The sequence below is a fragment of the Roseovarius sp. AK1035 genome, from assembly GCF_003288315.1.
GTDB classification, from domain to species: Bacteria; Pseudomonadota; Alphaproteobacteria; order Rhodobacterales; family Rhodobacteraceae; genus Roseovarius; species Roseovarius mucosus_A.
Map to the genome: position 1 here is coordinate 1,123,142 of NZ_CP030099.1, position 24,564 is coordinate 1,147,705.

Annotated in this window: 24 protein-coding genes; 8 read left to right on the top strand and 16 right to left on the bottom strand. The window is 57.8% G+C overall.

The window, feature by feature from the left end; translation table 11 throughout:
• Positions 1–3 precede the first annotated feature (3 nt).
• Positions 4–1,068 carry a heat-inducible transcriptional repressor HrcA gene (gene hrcA, locus RAK1035_RS05385; RefSeq protein WP_008282742.1) on the bottom strand — a complete coding sequence of 355 codons (1,065 nt, stop codon included), beginning with the start codon at positions 1,066–1,068 and terminating at the stop codon, positions 4–6.
• Positions 1,069–1,184: 116 nt separating this feature from the next.
• On the opposite strand from hrcA, the gene rph reads away from it, so the two are divergent.
• From rph to hemW, 3 genes are read left to right on the top strand one after another with little or no spacing between them, the layout of a single operon-like run.
• Positions 1,185–1,901: a ribonuclease PH gene (rph, locus tag RAK1035_RS05390; protein ID WP_008282743.1), complete on the top strand. Its 717-nt coding sequence runs from the start codon at positions 1,185–1,187 to the stop codon at positions 1,899–1,901.
• Positions 1,894–2,502 carry an RdgB/HAM1 family non-canonical purine NTP pyrophosphatase gene (rdgB, locus tag RAK1035_RS05395; RefSeq protein WP_008282744.1) on the top strand — a complete coding sequence of 203 codons (609 nt, stop codon included), beginning with the start codon at positions 1,894–1,896 and terminating at the stop codon, positions 2,500–2,502. Before rph ends, rdgB begins: the two co-directional genes overlap by 8 nt.
• Positions 2,465–3,652: a radical SAM family heme chaperone HemW gene (gene hemW, locus RAK1035_RS05400; protein WP_008282745.1), complete on the top strand. Its 1,188-nt coding sequence runs from the start codon at positions 2,465–2,467 to the stop codon at positions 3,650–3,652. Before rdgB ends, hemW begins: the two co-directional genes overlap by 38 nt.
• Here the strand turns inward: hemW and RAK1035_RS05405 are convergent.
• From RAK1035_RS05405 to hemJ, 7 genes are all read right to left on the bottom strand, one after another.
• Positions 3,649–4,554 (bottom strand): ParB/RepB/Spo0J family partition protein, encoded by a 906-nt coding sequence (locus RAK1035_RS05405; protein WP_037298654.1) that lies wholly within the window; start codon positions 4,552–4,554, stop codon positions 3,649–3,651. The two genes, hemW and RAK1035_RS05405, sit on opposite strands and share 4 nt — an antisense overlap.
• A gap of 16 nt (positions 4,555–4,570) precedes the next feature.
• A complete protein-coding gene (locus RAK1035_RS05410) occupies positions 4,571–5,380 on the bottom strand; it encodes a ParA family protein (protein WP_008282747.1) in 810 nt (269 codons plus the stop codon).
• Positions 5,373–5,978, bottom strand: coding sequence for a 16S rRNA (guanine(527)-N(7))-methyltransferase RsmG (gene rsmG, locus RAK1035_RS05415; protein ID WP_008282748.1), 606 nt, complete (start codon positions 5,976–5,978; stop codon positions 5,373–5,375). Before rsmG ends, RAK1035_RS05410 begins: the two co-directional genes overlap by 8 nt.
• Positions 5,975–7,837, bottom strand: coding sequence for a tRNA uridine-5-carboxymethylaminomethyl(34) synthesis enzyme MnmG (mnmG, locus tag RAK1035_RS05420; protein WP_037298657.1), 1,863 nt, complete (start codon positions 7,835–7,837; stop codon positions 5,975–5,977). Before mnmG ends, rsmG begins: the two co-directional genes overlap by 4 nt.
• Positions 7,838–7,849: 12 nt before the next feature.
• A complete protein-coding gene (gene mnmE / locus RAK1035_RS05425) occupies positions 7,850–9,136 on the bottom strand; it encodes a tRNA uridine-5-carboxymethylaminomethyl(34) synthesis GTPase MnmE (protein WP_008282750.1) in 1,287 nt (428 codons plus the stop codon).
• 26 nt (positions 9,137–9,162) lie between these two features.
• Entirely contained in the window at positions 9,163–10,434 is a 1,272-nt protein-coding gene (rho, locus tag RAK1035_RS05430; protein WP_037298660.1) for a transcription termination factor Rho, read from the bottom strand.
• Between the two features lie 123 nt (positions 10,435–10,557).
• A complete protein-coding gene (hemJ, locus tag RAK1035_RS05435) occupies positions 10,558–11,007 on the bottom strand; it encodes a protoporphyrinogen oxidase HemJ (RefSeq protein ID WP_008282752.1) in 450 nt (149 codons plus the stop codon).
• Positions 11,008–11,426: 419 nt separating this feature from the next.
• On the opposite strand from hemJ, the gene RAK1035_RS05440 reads away from it, so the two are divergent.
• From RAK1035_RS05440 to dnaQ, 4 genes are read left to right on the top strand one after another with little or no spacing between them, the layout of a single operon-like run.
• Positions 11,427–12,026 (top strand): Maf family protein, encoded by a 600-nt coding sequence (locus tag RAK1035_RS05440; RefSeq protein ID WP_008282753.1) that lies wholly within the window; start codon positions 11,427–11,429, stop codon positions 12,024–12,026.
• Complete coding sequence (locus tag RAK1035_RS05445; protein ID WP_008282754.1) at positions 12,023–12,871, top strand: shikimate dehydrogenase; 849 nt, start codon at positions 12,023–12,025, stop codon at positions 12,869–12,871. The genes RAK1035_RS05440 and RAK1035_RS05445 overlap by 4 nt, the downstream gene beginning before the upstream one ends.
• Positions 12,868–13,488, top strand: coding sequence for a dephospho-CoA kinase (gene coaE, locus RAK1035_RS05450; protein WP_008282755.1), 621 nt, complete (start codon positions 12,868–12,870; stop codon positions 13,486–13,488). The genes RAK1035_RS05445 and coaE overlap by 4 nt, the downstream gene beginning before the upstream one ends.
• Positions 13,481–14,176 (top strand): DNA polymerase III subunit epsilon, encoded by a 696-nt coding sequence (gene dnaQ, locus RAK1035_RS05455; RefSeq protein WP_008282756.1) that lies wholly within the window; start codon positions 13,481–13,483, stop codon positions 14,174–14,176. Before coaE ends, dnaQ begins: the two co-directional genes overlap by 8 nt.
• On the opposite strand, the gene secB is transcribed toward dnaQ, so the two are convergent.
• The 7 genes from secB to RAK1035_RS05490 all read right to left on the bottom strand — a co-directional run bounded on the left by secB (position 14,173) and on the right by RAK1035_RS05490 (position 20,084).
• On the bottom strand, positions 14,173–14,667 hold the full coding sequence (gene secB / locus RAK1035_RS05460) for a protein-export chaperone SecB (protein WP_008282757.1): 495 nt from the start codon (positions 14,665–14,667) through the stop codon (positions 14,173–14,175). The two genes, dnaQ and secB, sit on opposite strands and share 4 nt — an antisense overlap.
• A 56-nt stretch (positions 14,668–14,723) precedes the next feature.
• Positions 14,724–15,497 (bottom strand): hypothetical protein, encoded by a 774-nt coding sequence (locus RAK1035_RS05465; protein WP_008282758.1) that lies wholly within the window; start codon positions 15,495–15,497, stop codon positions 14,724–14,726.
• 255 nt (positions 15,498–15,752) lie between these two features.
• Positions 15,753–16,661: a hypothetical protein gene (locus RAK1035_RS05470; RefSeq protein WP_050775787.1), complete on the bottom strand. Its 909-nt coding sequence runs from the start codon at positions 16,659–16,661 to the stop codon at positions 15,753–15,755.
• 38 nt (positions 16,662–16,699) lie between these two features.
• Entirely contained in the window at positions 16,700–17,140 is a 441-nt protein-coding gene (locus RAK1035_RS05475; protein ID WP_008282760.1) for a winged helix DNA-binding protein, read from the bottom strand.
• A 56-nt stretch (positions 17,141–17,196) separates the two neighbouring features.
• On the bottom strand, positions 17,197–18,501 hold the full coding sequence (locus RAK1035_RS05480; protein ID WP_008282761.1) for a TRAP transporter large permease: 1,305 nt from the start codon (positions 18,499–18,501) through the stop codon (positions 17,197–17,199).
• The gene (locus RAK1035_RS05485; protein WP_008282762.1) at positions 18,491–19,051 is read right to left on the bottom strand and encodes a TRAP transporter small permease; all 561 of its coding nucleotides are present in this window, start codon (positions 19,049–19,051) and stop codon (positions 18,491–18,493) included. Before RAK1035_RS05485 ends, RAK1035_RS05480 begins: the two co-directional genes overlap by 11 nt.
• Before the next feature lie 58 nt (positions 19,052–19,109).
• Positions 19,110–20,084, bottom strand: a complete 975-nt coding sequence (locus RAK1035_RS05490) for a TRAP transporter substrate-binding protein (protein WP_037298664.1) — start codon at positions 20,082–20,084, stop codon at positions 19,110–19,112.
• 116 nt (positions 20,085–20,200) lie between these two features.
• Here RAK1035_RS05490 and RAK1035_RS05495 point away from each other — a divergent pair, with 116 nt between their 5' ends.
• Positions 20,201–23,806 (top strand): hydantoinase B/oxoprolinase family protein, encoded by a 3,606-nt coding sequence (locus tag RAK1035_RS05495; protein ID WP_008282765.1) that lies wholly within the window; start codon positions 20,201–20,203, stop codon positions 23,804–23,806.
• A 13-nt stretch (positions 23,807–23,819) separates the two neighbouring features.
• On the opposite strand, the gene RAK1035_RS05500 is transcribed toward RAK1035_RS05495, so the two are convergent.
• Entirely contained in the window at positions 23,820–24,551 is a 732-nt protein-coding gene (locus RAK1035_RS05500; protein ID WP_037298666.1) for a proteasome-type protease, read from the bottom strand.
• Positions 24,552–24,564: the final 13 nt, after the last annotated feature.

Here is a 24,564-nt window from a genome sequence, read left to right on the forward strand (position 1 = left end):
CCTCTAGCTCCGGTCGGAGATCAGTTTACCCACGAGCTGCGCCGTGTAATCCACAATCGGCACAATCCGCCCGTAATTGAGGCGCGTGGGGCCGATAACCCCTACCGCACCGATGATCTTACGGTCAGCGTTCATATATGGAGAGACCACCAAAGAGGAACCCGAAAGTGAGAAAAGTTTGTTCTCGGAGCCAATAAAAATGCGTACTCCGGCCCCCTCATCGGCCAATTCAAGGAATTCGGCGATATCGCGCTTGCGTTCGAGATCGTCAAACAGGATGCGAATCCGTTCCAGATCCTTTTCCTCAGAGGTCGCATTGAGCAGATTGGCGCGACCTCGCACAATCAGCCGCTCGTATTTGTCGCCCTCGCCTTCCCACACTGCAAGCCCGCTATCAATCAGGTCGCGGGCAAGCTGATCAATCTCCTGCCGCCGCGCGGCAATCTGACGTGAGATCACAGTCTGCAAATCCGAGAGCGTCTTGCCCTCGATCAGCGCATTAAGAAAATTCGCGGCCTCGCGCATGGAACTTGGCGTTTGGCCCGGTGGCGGGGTGAATATCCGGTTCTCGACATGCCCATCGGAAAACACCAGCACCACAAGAGCGCGGTCATGGCCAAGACTGACGAATTCGATATGTTTGATCGGCGCCTCATGCTTGGGCGCAAGAACCAGCGATGCGCCCCGCGTAACACCAGAGAGCGCAGCCCCGATGCGATCAAGCACACCGCCCACATCCTGCGAATTGCTGCCGACCGTCGCATCAATCGCCTGCCGGTCCGTAGCCTCTAGATTGCTGACCTCAAGCAGACCATCGACAAACATCCGCAGGCCTTCTTGCGTGGGAATGCGCCCCGCGCTGATATGCGGACTGCCCAACAGGCCCATATATTCCAGATCCTGCATCACGTTGCGGATCGTGGCGGCACTAACCTTTTCGCTGAAATCACGGGTCAGGGTGCGCGACCCAACCGGATCGCCATTGGCCAGATAGCTCTCGACCACGCGGCGAAACACTTCGCGCGAGCGATCGTTGAGCTGTTCGAGGATCGAGGCGGCGTCTGTCATCGGCTGTGCTTCCTGTCTCTTGGGCTATTAAGGACCGCAGAGGCCAAAGGTCAATCGGGGTTGCCATAGGAGGGCTTGCCCATATATCTCGGGGCAACCAAGGAAAAGGACATGCCATGCGGCCGTCAGGTAGAAATCTAAGCGAAATGCGCTCCGTTTCAATCGAAACAGGGGTGCTCAAACATGCAGAGGGCTCTTGCCTGATCAAGATCGGCGATACGCATGTCTTGTGCACCGCCACTATCGAAGAGCGCGTGCCGCCTTTTGTCAAAGGTTCTGGGCTGGGCTGGGTCACGGCGGAATATGGCATGCTGCCGCGCTCTACCGGCAGCCGCATGCGCCGCGAGGCGACGGCAGGCAAACAGGGCGGGCGCACCGTTGAAATCCAACGCCTGATCGGCCGCAGCCTGCGCGCCGGTGTCGACCGCGTGGCTCTTGGCGAACGCCAGATCACGGTGGATTGCGATGTGATTCAGGCCGATGGCGGCACCCGCTGCGCCTCGATCACCGGCGGCTGGGTTGCCCTGAAACTGGCGGTGCAAAAGCTGATGAAAGCGGGCGATGTGCTCAGCGATCCGCTGATCGACCCTGTCGCAGCCGTTTCCTGTGGCATCTATGCCGGTCAACCCGTGCTCGATCTCGACTATCCCGAGGACAGCGAGGCCGGAGTGGATGGCAACTTCATCATGACCGGCACAAAACGCCTTATTGAAGTGCAGATGAGCGCGGAAGGCGCAACCTATAGCCGCGATCAGATGAACGCGCTGCTTGATCTGGCCGAACTCGGCGTTGACCAGCTGGTGGCGAAACAACGCGAGGCGACGGGTGCGTAAATTCACCGACGACCGGTTGCTCGTTGCCACCCACAACGCCGGAAAACTTGACGAAATTCGGGCGCTTTTGGCGCCCTACGGCGTTGATGTGGTTGGTGCCGCCGCGATGGGGTTGCAGGAGCCTGCAGAGACAGAAACAAGTTTTGTCGGCAATGCGCGGATCAAGGCCCATGCCGCGGCGCAGGCGACAGGCCTGCCCGCACTCTCGGACGACTCCGGGATAGCGATTGACGCACTTGACGGCGCACCGGGCGTCTATACGGCAGATTGGGCCGAAACAGAGACGGGCCGCGACTTTGGCAAGGCGATGTCTCGGGCACATGAGGCGCTGTTGGCCAGCAAAGAACCACAGCCCTGGACAGCACGATTCTGTTGCACATTGGTCTTGGCCTGGCCCGATGGGCACGACGAGGTCTTTGAAGGTACGGTCGAGGGCTGGGTGGTCTGGCCCATACGTGGCGCAGAAGGGCACGGTTACGATCCCATGTTCCAGCCGCTTGGGCACGATCTGACCTTTGCCGAAATGTCGCCCGCAAAGAAGAACAGGATCAGCCACCGCGCAGATGCGTTTGGTAAATTGGTCGCAGGCTGTTTTGGCTGAGGATTGGCAACAGGGCGGCTTTGGTCTCTATCTGCATTGGCCCTTTTGCGAGGCCAAATGCCCCTATTGCGATTTCAACAGCCATGTCGCGCGCCACATTGACCAGAGCCGCTGGTGCGCGGCCTATCTCACCGAGATTGATCGCTACGCCGCACTCCTACCCGGACGCGTTCTCAATACGGTGTTCTTTGGTGGCGGCACACCCAGCCTGATGGCTCCGGAAACGGTGGCAGCGATTATTGAGCGGATCAAACACCATTGGCCTATGGCGAATGACCCTGAAATCACGCTCGAAGCGAACCCTGGCTCGGTCGAGGCCGGGCGCTTTCGCGCCTTCGCACAGGCGGGCATCTCGCGTATTTCTATGGGTATTCAGGCCCTGAATGACACCGATCTCAAACGGTTGGGCCGTATCCACAGCGCGGCCGAGGCAAGGCAAGCCTTTGATATCGCGCGAGAAAACTTTGAGCGTGTCAGTTTTGATCTGATCTATGCCCGACAAGATCAAACTCTCGACTCTTGGAAAACGGAACTGCGCAGCGCGCTCTCTATGGCGGTGGATCACCTGTCGCTCTACCAGCTTACCATCGAATCCGGCACAGCCTTTGGCGATCGCTACGCAGCGGGCAAGCTGCGCGGGTTGCCAGAGGATGATATCGCCGCAGAAATGTATGAGACGACACAAGAGATCTGCGCATCTGCTGGCCTGCCAGCCTATGAAGTGTCGAACCATGCGCGCGCCGGTGCGGAATCGCGGCACAATCTGATCTACTGGCGCTATGGTGACTATATCGGCATCGGGCCGGGCGCGCATGGGCGGATCACGCACAATGGCCAGAAATACGCCACCGAGGCCCATCGGGCACCGGGCAAATGGCTGGAATCTGTGGAAAACAGCGGTGTGATTGAGACACGCGAGCGCCTGTCTGGTCCGGATCAGGCCGTAGAATACTTGTTAATGGGCCTGCGCATCACCGATGGAATTGATCCGGCGCGTTTCGAAAGGCTCGCAGGCAAACCTCTTGACCCCGCCGCTGTCGATCATTTGGTGTCCATCGGGATGATCGAAACGCACGACACCCGCCTTCGCGCCACCCGTTCAGGACGGGCGGTGCTCAATGCTGTGATTCGCGATCTCTTGCCGGATTAAATGCTGAGCATGCCAATCAGGCGATCCAATTGATCAAGCGAGGCGTAATGGATCGTAATTCTCCCGTTCTCCTGACCGGGAACATGCTCAATCTCGACCTTCATGGTTAAACTGGCCGAAAGATCGTCCTCCAGCGCCCGAGTATCAGCATCCTTGAGGATCTCTTTGCGCGGCTTCGCTGAACGGCCGGCGTCGCTAAAGATGTTACCGATTCCAGCCTTAGCCAATTTCTCTGTCTCACGCACCGACAGCGATTTCTGGATAACCTGACGCGCGATAGCCGCAGGATCGTCCAATGTAATCAACGCTCGCGCATGACCCGAGGACAGCTTGCCTTCACGCAGAAACGTCAAAACCTCATCGGGCAAAGACAAAAGGCGCACTGAATTCGCAATATGGCTCCGGCTTTTACCCAGCGCGTCAGCCAGCCGCTCTTGCGTATGACCAAACTTTTGCATCAATTGCTGATAGCCAAAGGCCTCTTCCACCGGATTGAGATCGGCGCGTTGAATATTCTCGATGATGGCAACTTCGAGCACTTCGGTATCGTTGAAATCACGCACCAAAACCGGAATCTGATGCAACTTGGCCATCTGAGCCGCACGCCACCGGCGCTCGCCGGCCACGATTTCATATTCCCCATCCCGGTCCGGGGCGGGCCGCACGATCAGGGGCTGCAAGATTCCCTTTTCAGAAATCGACCGCGCCAGATCCTCGAGAAGCGCACCATCAAAATCCCGACGCGGCTGGTTCGGATTAGGCCGGACCTTTTCCACCGGCACCATCAGATCCGGACGCCGCGGCGCATCAGTGGGGCGTTCCGGGCTCTCTGTCGTGACATCCGCCATCAATGCTGACAGCCCACGGCCAAGACCACGTGGTTGAGATTTCTTGCTGGTCATTGCCGATCCCCTTTGATCAGGCGGCGATTCGCGCCGTGTTTTCAATCAGTTCCTGCGCCAACTCGCGATACGCTTGCGCTCCCTTGGACAGCGGATCATAGCTTAGCACGGACATGGCATAAGACGGCGCCTCGCTTACGCGAACATTTCGGGGAATCCGCGTACGAAAGACCAGCTCCCCAAGATTGTCACGTGCGTCCTGCTCAACCTGGGTAGAGAGGTTGTTGCGCGAATCAAACATTGTCAGCACAACTCCCTCGATCCGCAGCGCCGGATTCGCGGTCTGACGAATCTCTCTAATGGTCAACATAAGCTGCGACAGGCCCTCAAGCGCAAAAAACTCGCTCTGCAGGGGCACAAGAACCGAATGCGCCGCGACCATTGCATTCACCGTCAAAAGATTGAGCGACGGCGGGCAATCAATCAACACATACTCAAACCCATACGCATCCATCGCAGGCTGTCGCAGGGCGTCATGCAGCAGAAAACTGCGTTTCTCGTTTGCAATCAGCTCGATATCAGCAGAGGAAAGATCGACCGTCGATGGAATGATCGAAAGCCCATCTTGCGCAGTCGGCTGAATAACATCCCCCAGCGGCGCCTCATCCAACAAAAGGTCATAGACTGTAAATTTCCGCGCCGCCACATCCAGCCCAAGACCAGTCGAGGCGTTGCCCTGCGGATCAAGATCAACGATCAGCACCCGCACGCCGGTTTCTGCCAGCGCGGCCGCCAGATTAATGGTTGTCGTGGTCTTGCCCACCCCACCTTTTTGGTTGGCAATCGCAATGATTTTTGGTCCTTCGGGGCGCGTCGGATCAGGCACGGGACACTCCTGTGATGGCAAAAATGACAGATCCATCTTCTGTTGCACTTTTAACAAGCCGGTGGGTGAATGACCACGTCCTTTCGGCTGCCGCCATTTCATTCTCCCAGCGGGCGCCCTTGAGGAAAAGTGCAATACCATCCTGTGCTAAATGGCGCTCGGAAAATTCCAAAAGCCCACTTAAATCCGTCAGCGCGCGCGCGGAGAGCACATCCGCTTCTTGGGGTCTGACCTTTTCAATCCGGTCATTGAGAACCATCGCGTTAAGCCCTGTCTCTCGAATCACAACCCGCAGAAACGCCGCCTTACGGGCATCCGATTCAATCAACGTCACCCGTCGGGGCGAACCGCCATCCTGAGCCAAAATCGCAACCACCAAGCCTGGAAAGCCGCCCCCTGATCCCAGATCAACCCAATGATCCACCGACGGCGGAGCAAGTGCATGTATTTGCGCAGAATCGGCGAAATGCCGTGTCCACATCTCATCAAGGCTTTTTCTTGAGACCAGGTTGATGCGCGGGTTCCACTTGACCAACAAATCTGCATAAATTTCAAGCCGAGCCTGTGTTTCACGTGAAACATCCGGCAAGCCGGTCACGCGATCTTCTCCCGCGCCGCTTGGCGCAGTTTTGCAAGAATCAGGCTTAGCGCCGCGGGTGTCATCCCCTCGATCCGTGCCGCCTGAGCAAGATTCTCTGGCTGCACCTGCGCCAGCTTACCCTTGAGCTCATTCGATAGGCCCTCAATGCGATCATAAGCAAAATTCTCTGGAATAACATGCGCTTCATCACGCTTCATCATCGCCACATCACGCGCCTGCCGTTCAATATAGCTGGCGTAAAGAGCGTCACGCGCAAGCTGCTGCTGACACTCCGGATCAATCTCCGAATAGCCCTGATCCAGCCGCAGAAGATCCGAGAACTCAACATCGGGAAAGGATAGGATCTGAAATGCGCTGCGCCGTGCACCATCCTGGTTCACTTTGAAACCGCTCTCAGACAATTTGCGCGGCGTAAAAGTTGTCGCCTCCAAGCGCTGTCTTCCTTGCACCAAACGCTCCATCTTGTCGCCAAAGACCGCCCGGCGGTCATCTCCAACACAGCCAAGGTCCAGACCCAAAGGCGTTAGGCGCTGATCCGCATTATCCGCACGCAACGAAAGACGGAACTCCGCGCGCGAGGTGAACATGCGATAGGGCTCACTCACACCCCGTGTGGTCAGATCATCGATCATCACGCCGATATAACTGTCAGTGCGGCTAAACTGAACCGGCTCACGTCCTTTCGCCTCCAACGCCGCATTCAGCCCTGCAACCAGGCCTTGCGCAGCGGCCTCCTCATATCCAGTTGTGCCATTGATTTGTCCGGCCAAAAACAGGCCTGGAACAGCCTTGACAGCAAGACGACTGTCAAGCGCGCGAGGGTCGACATAGTCATATTCAATCGCATAACCAGGCTGAAGTATCTCGACATGCTCCAGCCCAACAATGGACCGCACATAGGCCTCTTGAACGACCGCCGGTAGCGATGTCGAAATCCCGTTGGGATAGATCACGTGATCCGACAAGCTTTCTGGCTCCAAGAACACCTGATGCGAGGTTTTGTCAGAAAACCGTACGATCTTATCCTCGATCGACGGGCAATAGCGGGGCCCAATCCCATCTATATGGCCGCCATACATCGCCGAGCGATCCAGGTTTTCCCTAATTATATCATGGGTCTGTGCGTTCGTATGCGTGATCCCACAGCACACCTGACGGGCCGTTGGGCGCTTGGACAGAAACGAAAACAGCACCGGGTCATTATCCCCTGGCTGCTCCTCCAGTCGCGACCAGTCAATCGTCTTCCCATCTAACCGGGGCGGCGTGCCAGTCTTTAGCCGGCCCATCGGCAGCCCAAACCCATCCATACGCTCTGCCAACATCACTGCGGGGCGGTCTCCCATACGGCCCCCCGGATAGGACTCATCCCCAATGTGAATCACACCACGCAAAAAGGTCCCGGTTGTTAGCACCACTGCGGATGCTGAAATTTCGCCTCCATCCGCCAAACGCACACCAGCGACGCGCTCGCCTTGCATCACAAAATCGGCCGCCTCACCCTCAACAATTTCCAAGGTTGGGCAGGACTCAAGTTCTCGCAGCATCTCTTCGCGATAAATCTTGCGATCGGCCTGTGCCCGCGGCCCCTGCACTGCGGGCCCTTTGCGCCGGTTCAACAACCGAAACTGAATGCCCGCACGGTCCGCAACTCGGCCCATGACCCCATCCAGCGCATCAATCTCACGCACGAGGTGGCCCTTGCCAAGCCCCCCAATCGCTGGATTGCAAGACATCACCCCGATACCAGCCCGGTTCAACGTCACCAGTGCGGTTCTCACACCCATGCGCGCGGCCGCATGCGCGGCCTCCGCGCCAGCATGCCCACCACCAATAACAATGACGTCAAAATGTTTCACGTGAAACACCTCTCATTTACCCAAGCAGAAGCTGGCGAAAATTTCATCGAGCACCATCTCAACATCAATACGTCCTACCAGAGAATCAAGCGCTCGGATAGCCACACGTAGCTCCTCCGCCGCAACCTCCGCCGATGCCTCCCCATACGGAAGAAGCTCCAAAGCAGCTTGTAGCGCACCCAATCCGCGCTCCATAGCTTGCCGATGCCGAGCCCGCGTTGCAATCCCCGCACCAGCGACACGTTTACTTAACACCTGCCCAATCCGCGCTACCAACTCCGACACACCAGCACCCGTTTTGCCAGAAATGGCGTTCTCAACACGTCCCAACAAATCTGCCTTAGCCCAAAGGATGATATCATCCTCACGGGGGTCCATCTCCGGCTTCTCCCCGGCCTCAACAAGAAACACCCGCAAGTCAGCGGCATCCGCCCGCGCCCGCGCCCGCGCGATCCCAATGGACTCCACGGCATCTACCGTCTCACGCAGTCCCGCCGTATCGAGCAATGTCACCGGCAACCCGGCCAGATCCATGCGAACCTCAATCACATCCCGCGTCGTCCCGGCATATTCCGAGGTAATCGCCGCCTCCCGACCTGCCAAACTGTTGAGAAGAGTGGATTTTCCCACGTTCGGTGCCCCGATGATCGCAACTTCGAATCCACTACGAATCCGCTCCCCAACCCAGCTGCCAGCGATCTCCCGCTCGAGAGCCTCGGCTACCTCTCTCACCAGCGCCGTCACCTCAAACGAAACGTCTACCGGCACTTCCTCATCGGCAAAATCAATCGTGGCCTCCAAAAGCGCCACCGCCCGCAGCAAAAGACCCCGCCACGCCTCGCATTTCCCGCCCAATGCTCCAGAAAACACCCGCAGCGCCTGCTTGCGCTGTGCTTCAGTCTCCGCATCGATAAGATCAGCCAGCCCCTCAACCCGCGCCAGATCAAGTCGGCCATTTTCCAAGGCCCGGCGGGTAAACTCGCCCGGTTCCGCCAACCGAAGACCGTCAATTCCCCCAAGCACGTCCAGCACTGCCGCTACAACGGCCACGCTGCCATGAAGATGAAATTCCACTGTCTCTTCGCCGGTAAAACTCTGCTTTTCAGCAAACGTCAGCACCAGCGCTTGATCCAACTGCGCGCCCTGCCCATCCCGCAACACCCTCAAGACAGAGTTGCGCGGCTCCGGCACGTCACCACAGATGTGCAGACAGGCGTCAAACGCGCGCGGCCCGCTAACCCGGACAACCGCAACACCCGCCTTCCCCTGTGCTGTCGCCAAGGCATAAACCGTGTCCATCCGGACACCTCCGCTTTCGCTCCGCCTCAGGTGTTCATCGAGTCAAAGAACTCGGAATTCGTCTTGGTCTGCTTGAGCTTCGACAACAGAAACTCGACCGCATCGGTCGTGCCCATCGGATTCAGGATCCGCCGCAGAACAAATGTCTTCTGCAAATCGCCCTTGTCGATCAGCAGATCCTCTTTCCGCGTCCCAGACTTGAGAATATCAATCGCCGGGAACACCCGCTTATCCGCAACCTTGCGATCCAACACGATCTCAGAGTTGCCGGTGCCCTTGAATTCTTCAAAGATCACCTCGTCCATCCGGCTGCCCGTATCAATCAAGGCCGTCGCGATAATCGTCAGCGATCCACCCTCTTCGATATTCCGCGCCGCCCCAAAGAACCGCTTGGGCCGCTGCAACGCATTGGCATCCACACCCCCGGTCAGCACCTTCCCCGAGGACGGCACCACCGTGTTATAGGCCCGCCCCAACCGCGTGATCGAATCAAGCAGGATCACAACATCCCGCTTATGCTCCACCAGCCGTTTCGCCTTCTCGATCACCATCTCCGACACCGCCACATGCCGCGTCGCAGGCTCGTCAAAGGTCGAACTCACAACCTCGCCCTTGACCGAGCGCTGCATATCCGTCACCTCTTCCGGCCGCTCATCGATTAAGAGGACGATCAGATAGCATTCCGGATGATTTTTCTCGATACTATGCGCGATATTCTGCAACAGCACCGTTTTACCCGTGCGCGGCGGCGCCACAATCAAAGACCGCTGCCCCTTCCCGATGGGCGCAACAAGGTCGATGATCCGCGCCGACCGATCCTTGATGGTCGGATCTTCGATTTCCATCTTAAACCGCTCATCAGGATAGAGCGGCGTCAGGTTATCAAACGCAATCTTGTGCCGCGCCCGCTCAGGGTCCTCAAAGTTGATCTGTGTAACCGAGGTTAGCGCAAAATACCGCTCCGTCTCATCAGGCTGCTTCATCTGCCCTTCGATCGTATCGCCAGTGCGCAACGAATACTGCCGGATCATGTCAGGCGAGACATAAATATCGTCCGGGCCCGGCAGATAATTGGCCTCCGGTGACCGCAGGAATCCAAACCCGTCCTGCAGAACCTCCAGCACACCATCGCCGTAAACCGTCCAGTCCTCCTCGGCCCGCTCCTTGAGGATCGAGAACATCATCTCGCCCTTGCGCATGGTCGAGGCATTCTCGATTTCCAGCTCTTCGGCGATCGTCAACAACTCCTTGGCGCTCAGCGCTTTGAGGTCGGACAGGTTCAAACGGTCTTCGGACATGGGACATCCTCTGGTGACACCCGATTTCGGATGCGGCCTATGGTCAGATACGGGAATTTGACAGCCACCAGAACAGCGGCCCAGCGCTTACATAAGCAAGAGGGCCCGCCGCGTCAATCCGGCTCAGAACTTGACCACGACAGCAAGCACGATCACCACCATCGCCAGTGTCGGCACCTCATTCATAATCCGATGCTGTCTGCCGGTGCGCGTATTGGCCCCTCGGGCAAATTCCTTGCGCCGCGCGCTCAGCCACATGTGAAACCACGTCATGACGACGACGCCCGCCAATTTCGCATAGGGCCAAGCAGATCCCCAATCGACAATACCCGGTGTCATCACCAGCAACAGGCCAAAACCCCAGGTCGCGATCATCGACGGCTGCATGATATACCGCAAAAGCTTGTATTCCATGACTTGAAAAACACTGTCCCGGCTATCCCCCGGCTCGGACTGTTCCGTATGATAGACAAACAGCCGTGGCAGATAGAACAACCCCGCCATCCAAGCGATCACAGACATAATATGCAGCGCCTTGATCCAAGGATAAGCCACACTCAAGACGTCACTCATGCATTTCTCCGATCTAACCCTGTTCTTCTTAAATATTAAGAAAGAGATAAGAAAGGATGTTGTGTGAAGTAGGGCACGCCGAAACTGTGGATTAAATCGCTACCCACAGGATCATCCACATGGGGACAACACTGTTGACGGTTTTTCAAGTCTCTGTTGTTTTCACGATGTGACCGTCAAAATATATCATAACCACAATAGGTTACATTAAACTCCCCCAAGTTGTGGTATCGCTGTGTCCTTGGGATAACTCGGCCAATCAAACATTGTCCTCACACCAAAGTTGTTCTTTCCCACAGAGGATGACTCACCTCAGATCAATCCTGAAATTCAGAGTTGTCCCCGCTCTGCTGCATGGGATGGATTTCTCCCGGGATTATTCCTAAACAGTCCTGCATGTTGTTCCGCAGGTTATCCACATGAACGCCCCCATCATTCTCGCCTCCGGCTCTTCTATCCGCCAGAGCCTCTTGCGAAACGCCGGTCTTACCTTTGAGGCGGTCACACCCCGCGTCGACGAAGAAAGCGTGCGCGCCGCCCTTCTGGCCGAGGGCACCAAGCCGCGCGACATCGCCGATGCCTTGGCAGAGCTCAAGGCCACCAAGATCAGCGCCCGCCATCCCGCAGCGCTTGTCATTGGCTGCGATCAAGTGCTCGATCTTGAAGGAGAGCTTTTATCCAAGCCGGAAACCATGGATCAGGCCCGCGCTCAGCTCTTTGCCATGCGTGGCAAACGCCATGATCTTCTCTCAGCGGCGGTGATCTGTCAGGGGGGTCGCCCGCTCTGGCGTCATATCGGTATGGCGCGCATGACGGTCCGCCCCTTTTCTGACGACTGGCTCGAGGGGTATCTTGCCCGAAACTGGCCTGACATTTCCGTGAGCGTCGGGGCTTACAAGCTCGAAGCGGAAGGCGTGCGCTTGTTCTCTCGCGTGGATGGTGATTATTTTACGGTGCTCGGCTTGCCGCTGCTCGATCTTTTGTCCTTTCTCACCCTCCGAGGAGACCTGCAACAATGAGCGATGACAAACAGCCCCTCGCCAGAATCCCACTGGCGGGCGTCATTGGATCGCCTATCGCGCATTCGAAATCGCCGCAATTGCATGGGCACTGGCTCAAGACCAACGGTATTGCAGGCCATTATATTCCTATGGATGTCAGCGCTGATAATCTGGCTGAAGTTTTACAAACCTTGCCAAAAATGGGCTTCGTTGGCGTCAATATCACCGTCCCGCACAAGGAACGCGCATTGGCCTTGGCCGATCTTGTAACAGATCGCGCCACTCTGATTGGCGCAGCCAATACGCTCATTTTCCGCAAGGATGGCAAACTGCATGCCGATAACACCGATGGCTATGGGTTCATTCAAAACCTCCGCCAAAACGCCCCCACGTGGCAGCCAGAGTTGGGCCCCGCTGCTGTCCTCGGTGCCGGCGGTGCTGCACGTGCGGTGGTGGCGTCACTTCTCGATGTTGGCGTGCCGGAAATCTTCATTTCCAACCGCACCCGCATCCGCGCCGAAGCGTTGCAATCCGAATTTGGCAAGCGTCTGATCGTGGTCGATTGGGTGCAGGCCGGCAATATGCTGGAAGAGGCGACGACCGTCGTCAACACCACGTCCCTTGGTATGTTGGGCAAGCCGCCCCTGCGCGTGCCGCTTGATGGCTTGCGGCGCGGCGCGTTGGTCACAGATCTCGTCTACGCACCCCTCAAGACCCAGTTCCTGATCGAGGCCGAAAAAATGGGCTGCGTCACCGTTGATGGTTTGGGCATGCTTCTGCATCAGGCGGTTCCCGCATTCGAGCGTTGGTTTGGCGTCCGCCCCAATGTGGATAGCGCCACCCGCGCCGCAGTCTTGCGATGACCATTCTGATTGGCCTGACCGGTTCCATCGGAATGGGCAAATCAACCACCGCCCGCCTCTTTAACGAAGAGGGGTGTCCTGTCTGGGATGCCGACGCCGCTGTGCATCGTCTCTATGCCCCCGGTGGTGCCGCCGTGGCACCCATGGCGGCCACTTTCCCCGAGGCGATCGAGGACGGGGCCATCTCCCGCGCGCGGCTCAAGGCGATCATGTCCCGCGATCCCTCAGCCCTCGCTCAGATCGAATCCATCGTGCATCCGCTGGTCGCGCGCGACCGTGCGGATTTTGTACATAATCACCGTAAGAACCTTACAGATCTTACAGATCCCGCGCCCGTCCTCGTCCTCGATATTCCCCTGCTTTTTGAAACCGGCGCAGATCGTGGCATGGATTACACCGTCGTGGTCAGCGCCCCCCCCGAAGTGCAGCGCGCCCGCGTCCTGGAGCGTGGCACCATGACCCCAGAGCAGTTTGAGAATATTCTTGAAAAACAGATACCTGATGCCGAAAAACGCGCCCGCGCCGATTATGTGATCGAGACCGAAACCCTTGAATCCGCCCGCCAACAGGTCCAATCTATCCTTCGCGACATAAGACAAAGGGCAGGCCATGCGTGAAATCGTTCTCGACACGGAAACCACTGGTTTTGAACCAGAATCCGGCGACCGCATCGTCGAGATTGGCGCTGTAGAGCTCTACAACCACATGCCCACAGGCCGAACCTTTCACAAATACATCAACCCGCAGCGCGCCATGCCCGAGGCCGCCTTTGCGGTTCATGGCCTTGGCGATGATTTCCTGCGCGACAAGCCCTTATTCGCTGAAATTGCTCAGGAATTTCTTGATTTCGTGCAGGATGCGCGGCTTGTCATCCACAACGCGGCGTTTGATATGAAATTCCTCAACGCCGAACTCGGCTGGCTCAAACTGCCACAACTGCCATGGGATCAGGCGGTTGATACCCTCGCTATCGCACGCAAGAAATTTCCCGGCTCTCCGGCCTCTCTTGATGCGCTATGTCGCAGATTTCAAATAGATAATTCCGCCCGCACCCTGCATGGTGCCCTGCTTGACTCCGAGATTTTGGCAGAGGTTTATCTGGAATTGATCGGTGGTCGCCAACCCGATTTCGTGTTGGCCACGGGGCCAACCGCAAAATCTGGTGGCTCGACCGACACAGCTCACTGGCGGCCACAGCCCAGACCGACGCCGCTCGCCTCTCGTCTGACAGCCACAGAGAATGACGCCCATCAGGCCTTTGTGGCCAAGATGGGCGACGCCGCACTCTGGCGGAAATTTTCTTAGGCGTCAGCCTTGGGCGCAGACACTTGCGCCTGACGGCGCGCAATTTCGTTGCGATAAAGCTGAACGAAATCAATGTTTTCAAGGTTCAACGGCGGGAAGCCACCATCATGCGTAATGTCGCTGACGATACGCCGGATGAACGGGAAAACCATCCGCGGACATTCGATCAACAGGAACGGATGCAGCTGCTCTTCCGGCACGCCTTCGATGTGGAAAACGCCCACATATTCCAGCTCCAGAACGAACAAAACTTCATTTGCGGCCTTGTTGCGCGAGTTGATGGTCAGTTTGACCACCACTTCATATTGATGCTCCACGCTGCGCTTCTTGGCATCGAGATTGACCGACACCTGCACATCCGGCTGCACCTCACCCCCAGTGCCCCGCTGTGCAAGCACATTCTCAAAGGACATATCGCGGATGAATTGCGATAGGATGTTCATTTTCATTTGTGGCCCGGCTTGTGCGGTGCCATTTTCATGTTCGGCCATGAAAACCTCCTGAAGGGATAATCTTCTCATTCCCTTAGCAGGACGCGGGCCTTGCCTCAATGCCCATCCTGTGCCGTGGATGGGTTCAGCCTTTCAACAGCCGAAAACAAACACTTGCGAAAGAAAGGCTTAGCCAACACCATATTTTGCTTGCGAGGCACCAACACATCCAACCTTGCCTTCGCGGCCCGGCTGCTCATCAGGATCACCGGCACCTGTGCAAGACCGCTGCGGATATACTCCAACTCTCTTGGAACAGCGTCTGACCCGCCAATGTGGTCGACATCGAGCACAAGCAAGGACCACCGCTCCGGCCTTGCAATCAAGTCTCCAATCAATGTGTCATGGTCGGAACACAAATGCACCTCGCAATCATACTCTGCCAGCCATTCACAACATTTGCGGCTATTTCGATCGCTTGCCGCGCTTACCGCGACCCGCCGCACACGGTTCAAACCCTCCATTTTCGGCTGATATGACAGCCAAACGGGCGGTTCTGTATCAATGAGCCTGTCGTTGATCCCGTCCCACCGCTCTGCATCATAGGGGCTCTGCGGTTCTTGCGCGGCGTTGCGCATGTAATACGCGCCAAACATCACCAGAATAAAACTGACCTGCGTTGCATACGCCGCTAGAACGGCCCACCAAAGCGACGGGAGGATAAAAACCGTCGTTGCAAACACCACAGTCGCAACCCCGAGACTCAGCAAGATCGTTGTGATCGCAAACCCCGGTTTGGCACGCGTATTGGTCCGCAAAGGATCATTGCCCTTCGCAGCTCCGAAGTCTGGCGTCGCGTCGAAACGCGGTTTGATATCCGTTTTTATCAATGTACTCTCAGTCGGTGGGTTCACTCAGATAAAGAAGAACACAACCATATGATGAAACGATACCGGCATGCAGCGTCCTTTTTTCAGGACCGTCTTACGGCCCGAAATCTGTTTTCATCAAGGGAATGGTAGATTTACCAACAAACCGGCACTTTGGTCGACCGTTGAAAGATACCAGACCATAGGCCCAAGTTAAAGGCGCAATTGAAAGAGCCCAAAGGTCTAATCACGCTAGAGTTGTATTAAATCAGACATCTAAGAGGGCATATCCGACATGCGCCTTTTCAAAAGCCGCATCAATGGAGCCATAACCAATGGGGTAACGTACATCGGCACCTGATAGCAGCCGATGAAAAGCAACAAGTCAGAGGCCGTATTCGCAGGCAGCGCGCCCAGAAAGAGCGCTAAATTGCGGTTCCCTCCAATAACGGCAAGTGCTGGTGCGGCCTCTGCGCGGCCAAACCGGGTCACCCCCAAGAAAATGGTGATCTGCGCCCCGAAATTCAGACCAAAAACAACTGCCAATGTGCGCCAAAGCTCAGGGCTTGCTGTCAGCAATGCTGGGCCTACTGCGGACATCAACCCAACGACAACCACGGCCATTACCACGGTTATCAGGCCTTCAACCGCTCTTTCCCCTTGGAATGATTGGAAAAAACTAAAGCACCGGCGCAAAATCAGGCCAAGCCCGCCCGCAACAGCAATCACACCAAGCAGCTTTGCCGCTGCAATGGCCACCACTGCAGGGCTACCGAACACCGGCATCACCCAAAACACCGGCAAGACGGTGAGCGGCAAAAGCATCGTGCCAATGATCAACTGTCGCAAGGCCGGTGCCGGATCGCCCCCCACCATCAGGGTAAGGCCAGGGCTGCCCGTCAGCGGGGCGGCGGCCAGCACCAACACCATCCCGATCCCAAGGATAGAAGTCAGCGCGCCCATCACCGCCAATAGCCCGATGGCACCCATCGGCAAAGCGACCTGCATCATCAGCGTAATTCCCAGATAGCCGGGAACATCGGCCCAAGCAGGAAAGGCGCGCAGAACGTCAACCCGAAGGGTGCTGAGAAACAAAAGGAAAACAATCATCGGAAAGATGAAGGGCGCCAATTCCTTGGCTAACCTGGGTGCCAAGATGCCCACGACCAACCCTAGAACAAGCATCAAGCGCCCGTGACGCGCCAAACCATGCAGAAGCGCAATCAAATCGCTGCCGCCCCACGTGCCGCTTGGTCATACCCACCCGACAGCGCCCTAAGCAGCGCTGCAAGCCGCGACACCTCTGCCGGGTCAACCCCCATCTGTTGCACGGAACGAACAAGTAGCGCCTCGCGCACCCGTCCATATTGCGCGCAATAGTCTTGCCCTGCCTCGGTGATGGTGATCGTCTTTTCCTTGCCGCTGCGGCCAGAGCGCACAAGCCCCTGCTTTTCCAGCTTTTTCACAGCGTAATTGACCAGATGCGTATCCTCGATGTTCAGCACGAGGCAGATATCGGCAAGGCTTTTGGCGCGCTCCCGGTGATGCACCAGATGCACGATCAAAACCTCTAGCGGGGTCAGTCCCGGCATCCCTGCCGCCGTCATGCAGCGCACCATCCAGCGTTGAAACGCGTGGTTCGCCATTGTCAGGGCAAATTCCATCTCCGACAGCTCTGGCAATCCTGAATTCGCCAGATGCGCCGACGAGACGACAGGCCCTAACGCGCCAGCATTGTTTGGGGTATCCATAGGGCAATCTCCGGAAATAGCGTCAGAATGGCGGTGGCCAGCACCAAGAGCAGGAAAAACGGAAAGGCATAGCGCGCAATCTCGAAAATACTGCGCCCGGTGATGGATTGCAGAACAAACAGATTGAACCCCACAGGGGGTGTGATCTGGCTCATCTCTACAACAAGGACAAGGAAGATCCCGAACCAGATCGGATCAATGCCGGCGGCAAGCACCATGGGCAGGATCACTGAGGTGGTCAGCACAACGATGGATATTCCGTCCAGGAACATGCCGAGAATGACAAAAAACACCACAAGTGCCGCGAGCAGCAGATTGGGCGAATACCCCTGCTCTCCGATCCACGCCGCCAGGGCGCGCGGAATGCCGGTATAACCCATGGCAACAGTCAAAAAGGCCGCGCCTGCCAGAATAAAGGCAATCATGCAGGTGGTGATCGTCGCACCGCGCAGTGCCTCCCACGTGCTCTGCCAATCCAGCGAACCACCAATGGCCGACAGGATCAGCGCACCTAACACGCCCACAACAGCGGCCTCTGTCGGCGATGCCAATCCAGCATAGATCGACCCGATTACCGCGACGATCAACAGGATCGTCGGCCCCAAGAGCGTGAGAGCCCGGAGTTTTTCACCCCATGATGTTGCCGGTTCCCGTTCGGGCATGCGCTCTCGGTTCATCAGCGCCCAGATCATCGTGTAACCGGAAAAAAGCACAGCAAGCAGAATCCCCGGCCCGATCCCCGCCAGAAACAGCCGCGCGATGCTTTGTTCTGTTGCAGCGCCATAGACGATCAGGATGATAGAAGGCGGAATGAGAAACCCAAATGTGCCCGATCCGGCCAGTGTGCCGATGATCATCCGGTCGTCATAACCGCGCTTCGTGAGTTCTGGCACAGACATCCGCCCAACGGTTGCCGTCGTCGCAGCGGACGACCCAGAGACAGCGGCAAAGAGCGCACAGCCAAATATATTGGCATGGAGCAGGCGCCCCGGCAGTCGTCCGGTCAGGGGGGCAAGGCCCGAAAACATGTCAGACGACAGGCGCGAGCGGAACAGGATCTCACCCATCCAAATGAACATCGGCAGCGCCGTAAGATCCCAGATGTTCAGCGCGCCCCAAACTTTGGTGCCAAACACAAGCTCGGCCGGTGCGGTGCTGGCCAGCATCATTGCCACCAGCCCGACTGCGATCAGGCCAAACCCAACCCACAGGCCAAGCGCCAACACCCCAAAAAGGACGACAATCAAGAGAAGAGAGAGGATTTCAATGCCCATCCTGAACCCCTTTGCCATCCTCGGCTTGCTGAAATGATGGAACGGACCCGCGCAAGAGCGTGACAAACTCGTCGAGCAAGGCCACCCAGAATAGGCACAGCCCCACCACCATCACTGTTTGCGGCACCCAGAGGGGAAACTTCGCCATACCGAAAGAGACTGCGTTGAACGCCCATGAATCCCATGCCTGCACCCCCGCGCTGTAGAGCGCAAAGCTGCATAGGCCAAGCGCCAGCAAAAGAGCGACGCCAGAGAGCATCCGCGCAGCCGACGGCGGCACTGAATGGATCAGCAGCGTCACTCGCACATGGCCACCCGACCGAAGCGTACCCGCAAGTGCCAGAAAAACTGCACCAACGAACAGGAACCCGCCCAATTCCGATAAGGATGTGATGGCGATACCCACCGGTTCTTGGCCAATGGCGAGCAAGGTTTTGTCGATTACCCGCCCCAGCACTTGCACCAGAACCAGCCCGGCAATTGTAACAAGCGCGAGGGCGGCCAAAACAAACCCCGCTGCATAAAGACGATCAAGCAGCCCGCGCAGCATCCGCAGTCTCCCTTATGTCAGAGAAATGTGGCGCGGGTTTGCCCCCGCGCCAAAGGGGTCAGCGTGCCGTATAGGCGGACAGGATCGCCACGCCCACGTCACCGGCGCTGGCTTTCCATTCGTTGGCCATCGTCTCGCCAATCTCGCGCAGGCCGTTGGCCAAATCCTCAGAAGGGGTAGAAACCTGCATGCCATTCTCTTTGAGGATCGCGATCTTTTCATCGGTTTCTGCCATCGACATTTGCCAGCCGCGCGCCTCTGCCGTGACAGAGGCCTCGAACAGCGCCTGTTGCTGCGCTTCGCTCAGGGCCTCGAAGGCGCTTGTATTCACAAACACCATGTTCTTGGGCAGCCAAGCCTGCGTGTCGATATAGTGGCTCACAAAATCCCACGCCTGCGACGAGACACCCGTCGAGGGAGAGGTAATCATCGCCGCGACGCGCGATGTCGAGAAAGCGGTCGGAATATCCCCGGCCTCGACCGTCGTTGGAACAGCGCCCATCAATTGCGCCAGACGTTCGGTTGCAGTGTTGTAGGCGCGGAAACTGACGCCTTTCATCTGGTCAAGCGCGGTCACTTCCTCTGTCAGATAGAGGCTCTGACCCGGCCATGGCACAGCAAAGAGCAGGGTCAGCCCCTGCTCTGCCAAACGTGCGGTAACCTCATCGCGTGAGGCATCCCAAAGTTTCTTGGCATCGTCATAGCTTGCCGCAAGGAAGGGGACTGAATCGACACCAAAGACCGCATCCTCATTTGCCAGCTGCGACATGAGGATTTCCCCAATGGGGGCCAGCCCGCGGCGCACGGAATCGCGAATTTCAGGATGCGCATAGAGCGAACCTGCTGAATGCACGGTGATGGTGAGCTCGCCATTCGTCGCCGCCGCGACATCCTCGGCAAACTGCACGATATTCTGTGTGTGAAAGACAGAGTCTCCATAAGGCGTGGGCATATCCCAAGCCGTTTGCGCCTGTGCAGTACCGAAGCTGAGGGCAAAGGCTCCTGAGAGGGCGAGGGTGGTGAAGTGTTTCATGGTCGTCTCCCTGATTGAGCGAAGTGACCGGTTGTATCCCCGGTTCAAGGAAAGCTTGACGGATCATTTATAATTTGTCAACAAAATGTAAATGAAGCATAGCGGGGATGAACAAGATGACCAAAGTATGGGATTTCTGGATTGATCGTGGTGGCACCTTTACCGATGTGATCGGACGCAACCCCGAGGGCAGCATTGAACCGCTCAAGCTTTTGTCCGAAAATCCCGAGGCTTATGAGGATGCCGCCATTGAAGGCATCCGGCGTCTTTTGGGCGGTGCCATTGATGCAGACCGCATCGGCACCGTGCGTATGGGGACGACCGTCGCAACCAACGCGCTTTTGGAACGCAAAGGGGATGCCACGGTTCTCTTGATCACAAGCGGGTTTCGCGACGCTTTGCGCATCGCCTATCAGGCGCGACCAGATATTTTTGCCAAGGAAATTCTGCTCCCCGAACAGCTCTACTCCCGCGTGATCGAAGTACCTGAGCGCTTGCGCGCCGATGGAACAGTAGAAGCCCCCCTTGATCTGACGGTCATTGCCAAGGATCTGGCCGAGGCGCGCGCCGCAGGGATAGATGCCGCCGCCATTGTCCTTATGCATTCCTGGAAAAACCCCGCGCACGAACTGGCCCTTGCCGAAGCAGTGCGCGATGCAGGATTTACACAGGTCTCGGTCAGTCACGAAGTGTCGCCGTTGATCAAGCTGGTGGGGCGCGGCGATACGACCGTGGTTGATGCTTATCTTTCGCCCATTCTGCGCCGCTATGTGGCGCGGGTGGCCTCCGCGCTTGGTGCGACCCCGCCGGGCGAACCCGGCCCCACGCTACAATTCATGATGTCCTCGGGGGGCTTGACCGCCGCAGAGCGGTTTCAGGGCAAGGACGCAATCCTTTCAGGGCCAGCAGGTGGTGTCGTTGGCATGGCACAGACGGCTGCGATTGCTGGCTTTGACAAGGTGATCGGCTTTGATATGGGCGGCACCTCGACCGATGTCGCGCATTTTGCGGGCGAATACGAGCGCGCCTTTGATACCGAGGTGGCGGGCGTGCGCATTCGTGCGCCCATGATGCGGGTGCATACGGTGGCGGCAGGTGGCGGTTCTATCTTGCATGCCGAACCGGGGCGGTTTCGTGTTGGCCCCGACAGCGCCGGCGCCTATCCCGGCCCTGCCTGCTATCGCAACGGCGGGCCGCTCACGGTGACTGATGCCAATGTCATGCTGGGTAAACTCAACCCAGATTTCTTTCCGCCCATCTTTGGCCCCGGTCAGGATCAACCGCTCGATCGTGATATGGTTTCAGCCCGCTTTGCACAGATCGCCACAGAGGCAGGCGACGGCAAATCACCCGAAGAGGTGGCCGAAGGATTTGTGCGTATCGCGGTGGAAAATATGGCCAACGCGGTCAAGAAAATCTCGGTACAGCGCGGCTATGACGTGACCCGCTACCTGCTTAATTCCTTTGGTGGCGCAGGTGGGCAACATGCCTGCCTTGTGGCCGATGCCTTGGGCATGGAAAAGGTTCTGATCCACCCGCTTTCTGGCCTTCTGTCAGCCTATGGCATCGGGCTTGCCCGCGTTAGCGCGTCGCGGCAACAGATGGTGGTGGAGCCGCTGGAGGACGGCAGCGACAACGTCATCACATGCGTGCTGAACGATCTGACTGCGCAGGTCATGCAGGAAATGCAGGCGCAGGGCGTGACCGGGGCAGACACTCGACCCCGCCTCTATCTGCGCTATGACGGCACCGATACTGCTCTGCCGGTGGCCTATGATACCCCCGCACAGGCGCGTGCGGAATTCGAGACGGCGCATCTGGCGCAATTCGGCTTCACCACGCCCGACAAGCGCGTGATCATCGACAGCGCCGAGGTTGAGGCCACAGATACCGTCCTTCCTGACACCCCCGAGAGCGAGGCCGCCCGCAACGTGGCTGAGGCGCAGACCGACACGCGCACACGGCTGTTTTGTAATGGTGACTGGACCCCTGCGAGCGTGTTCCGCCGCGCGGGCCTGACACCCGGCAATACCATCACCGGGCCTGCCCTGATCATCGAAGAGAACCAGACCATCGTGGTCGAGCCCGGCTGGCGCGCAGAGATTACGGCACATGACCATGTGCTCTTATCCCGCCACGAGCGGATGGCCCGTGACATGGCGATTGGCACGACCGAGGCCGATCCGATTCTTCTCGAGGTGTTTAACAACCTGTTCATGTCGATCGCGGAACAGATGGGCGTGACCCTGCAAAACACCGCGCAATCGGTCAACATCAAAGAGCGATTGGATTTTTCCTGCGCGGTCTTTGACGCCACGGGTGCCTTGGTCGCCAATGCCCCGCATATGCCGGTGCACCTTGGTTCTATGGATCGCAGCGTCGAGACGATTATTCGCCTCAATGAAGGCGACATTCACCCCGGCGATGTCTTCGCGCTCAACGCGCCCTATAACGGTGGCACGCATTTGCCCGACATTACCGTTGTCACGCCGGTTTTTGATGAGGCTGGGCAAGGCATCCTCTTCTGGGTCGCGTCGCGCGGTCATCATGCCGATGTCGGCGGCACCGCTCCCGGTTCGATGACACCGCTTGCGACCACCGTGGATGAAGAGGGTGTGTTGATCGACAATCTTCGACTGGTAGACCGGGGACAATTCCGCGAGGATGCTTTGCGCTCAATCCTCAGTGACCACCCCTACCCCTGCCGCAACATCGACATGAATCTGGCCGACCTCAAGGCGCAGATCGCCGCCAATGCGCGCGGCATCAACGAGCTGCGCAAGATGGTGAGCAATTTTGGTCTCGATGTGGTGCAGGCCTATATGGGCCACGTTCAGGACAACGCCGCCGAGGCGGTGGCGCGGGTGCTGGAGAAATTGTCGGATGGCGCGTATGAATACGAGACCGACACCGGTCAGGTGATCCGGGTCAAGATCACGGTAGACCGCGCCGCACGCGAAGCGACGGTTGATTTCACCGGCACCTCCGAGGTCCGCAAAAACAACTTCAACGCGCCAGAGCCGGTGACGCGCGCCGCCGTCCTTTATGTGTTCCGGGTCATGGTCGAGGCCCCAATTCCCATGAATGCAGGCTGCCTGCGCCCCATTCGGATCATCGTACCCGAAGGCTCTATGCTTTCACCACGCTATCCGGCGGCGGTGGTTGCGGGCAATGTCGAAACATCGCAGCATGTGACCAACGCGCTCTTTGGCGCGATGGGGGCGATGGCCAATAGTCAGGGCACGATGAATAATCTGACCTTCGGCAATGACGAATTCCAGTATTATGAAACCATCTGTTCCGGCTCTCCTGCCGGGCAGTTCAACGACGGGCGGCAGTTTCCCGGCACTTCGGGCGTGCATGTGCATATGACCAATTCGCGCCTGACCGATCCGGAAATTCTCGAATTGCGCTTCCCCGTGTTGCTAGAGAGTTTCGCCCTGCGTCCGGGGTCTGGCGGCAAAGGGGCTGTCAATGCCGGGGATGGCACAAGCCGTACATTGCGGTTTCTCACCCGGATGGATTGCGCGATCCTGTCGTCGCACCGTAACCGCGCACCGCAAGGCGGCTCGGGCGGCGGCGCGGGCGAGGCCGGTCGGACCGAAGTCCGCCGTCTATCGGGCAAGATCGAGGTGCTGAACGCCTGTGACCAGACGGTGCTTCAGGCAGGCGAAGCCGTGACCGTCATCACACCGACTGCGGGGGGGTTTGGCCGGGCTTGACCCCGGCCGCCCTTCAAATCTCGGGGTTTGGCAGGCTCTCGAACGCGAGTTTGAGGGCGTCGCCCCAGCCATCAGAGATCGTGCGAAAATAAGGATCGTCTGCCTCGATCCGATGGATCGACGGCAGCCGCATGCTATCGGCCTCGTAAATGCACATGTCGAGCGGCAAGCCAACGGATAGATTGGCCTTGATGGTCGAGTCAAAGCTCACGAGCAACAGCTTCATTGCATCGGCAAAGCGCATGCTTGGCTCATAGGCGCGCACCAGAATTGGGCGGCCATATTTGGTTTCACCGATCTGGAAGAACGGCGTCTCGCGGCTGGCTTCGATAAAATTGCCCTCGGGGTATATCAAAAACAGGCGTGGCGGCCCGCCCTTGATCTGACCGCCAAGGATCATCGTCGCGTTAAAGGTACTGTCAGCGCGCTGTCCGGTGCTGGCGTGGGTTTCGATCACATCGCGCAGCGTGCCCGCAACAAGACGCGCGGCCTGAAACATCGACGGGACTGACAGGATGGTTGGATCACGCTCGTCATGCGCCTTGGTGCGTTCTTCCAGCAGGCTGACAACCGCTTGGGTGGTGGCCAGATTGCCAGCTGTCAACAGCACCATCGCGCGTTCACCTGGCAATTGCCACGTGTGCAACTTGCGGAAGGTCGAAATATTATCAAGCCCCGCATTGGTGCGCGTGTCGGACATAAAGACGATGCCACGATCAAGGCATAGGCCCACGCAATAGGTCACGTCTTAAACCCTC

Coding starts and splice junctions, on each gene's coding strand:
- RAK1035_RS05445 (WP_008282754.1), top strand. CDS start 12,023: ATGAGCGATGACAAACAGCCCCTCGCCAGAATCCCACTGGCGGGCGTC.
- coaE (WP_008282755.1), top strand. CDS start 12,868: ATGACCATTCTGATTGGCCTGACCGGTTCCATCGGAATGGGCAAATCA.
- secB (WP_008282757.1), bottom strand. CDS start 14,667: ATGGCCGAACATGAAAATGGCACCGCACAAGCCGGGCCACAAATGAAA.
- RAK1035_RS05405 (WP_037298654.1), bottom strand. CDS start 4,554: ATGACCAGCAAGAAATCTCAACCACGTGGTCTTGGCCGTGGGCTGTCA.
- hrcA (WP_008282742.1), bottom strand. CDS start 1,068: ATGACAGACGCCGCCTCGATCCTCGAACAGCTCAACGATCGCTCGCGC.
- hemJ (WP_008282752.1), bottom strand. CDS start 11,007: ATGAGTGACGTCTTGAGTGTGGCTTATCCTTGGATCAAGGCGCTGCAT.
- RAK1035_RS05485 (WP_008282762.1), bottom strand. CDS start 19,051: ATGCTGCGCGGGCTGCTTGATCGTCTTTATGCAGCGGGGTTTGTTTTG.
- RAK1035_RS05475 (WP_008282760.1), bottom strand. CDS start 17,140: ATGGAATTTGCCCTGACAATGGCGAACCACGCGTTTCAACGCTGGATG.
- mnmE (WP_008282750.1), bottom strand. CDS start 9,136: ATGGACACGGTTTATGCCTTGGCGACAGCACAGGGGAAGGCGGGTGTT.
- hemW (WP_008282745.1), top strand. CDS start 2,465: ATGCGTTTGGTAAATTGGTCGCAGGCTGTTTTGGCTGAGGATTGGCAA.
- RAK1035_RS05495 (WP_008282765.1), top strand. CDS start 20,201: ATGACCAAAGTATGGGATTTCTGGATTGATCGTGGTGGCACCTTTACC.
- rho (WP_037298660.1), bottom strand. CDS start 10,434: ATGTCCGAAGACCGTTTGAACCTGTCCGACCTCAAAGCGCTGAGCGCC.
- rph (WP_008282743.1), top strand. CDS start 1,185: ATGCGGCCGTCAGGTAGAAATCTAAGCGAAATGCGCTCCGTTTCAATC.
- RAK1035_RS05470 (WP_050775787.1), bottom strand. CDS start 16,661: ATGCTTGTTCTAGGGTTGGTCGTGGGCATCTTGGCACCCAGGTTAGCC.
- RAK1035_RS05440 (WP_008282753.1), top strand. CDS start 11,427: ATGAACGCCCCCATCATTCTCGCCTCCGGCTCTTCTATCCGCCAGAGC.
- RAK1035_RS05480 (WP_008282761.1), bottom strand. CDS start 18,501: ATGGGCATTGAAATCCTCTCTCTTCTCTTGATTGTCGTCCTTTTTGGG.
- RAK1035_RS05490 (WP_037298664.1), bottom strand. CDS start 20,084: ATGAAACACTTCACCACCCTCGCCCTCTCAGGAGCCTTTGCCCTCAGC.
- dnaQ (WP_008282756.1), top strand. CDS start 13,481: ATGCGTGAAATCGTTCTCGACACGGAAACCACTGGTTTTGAACCAGAA.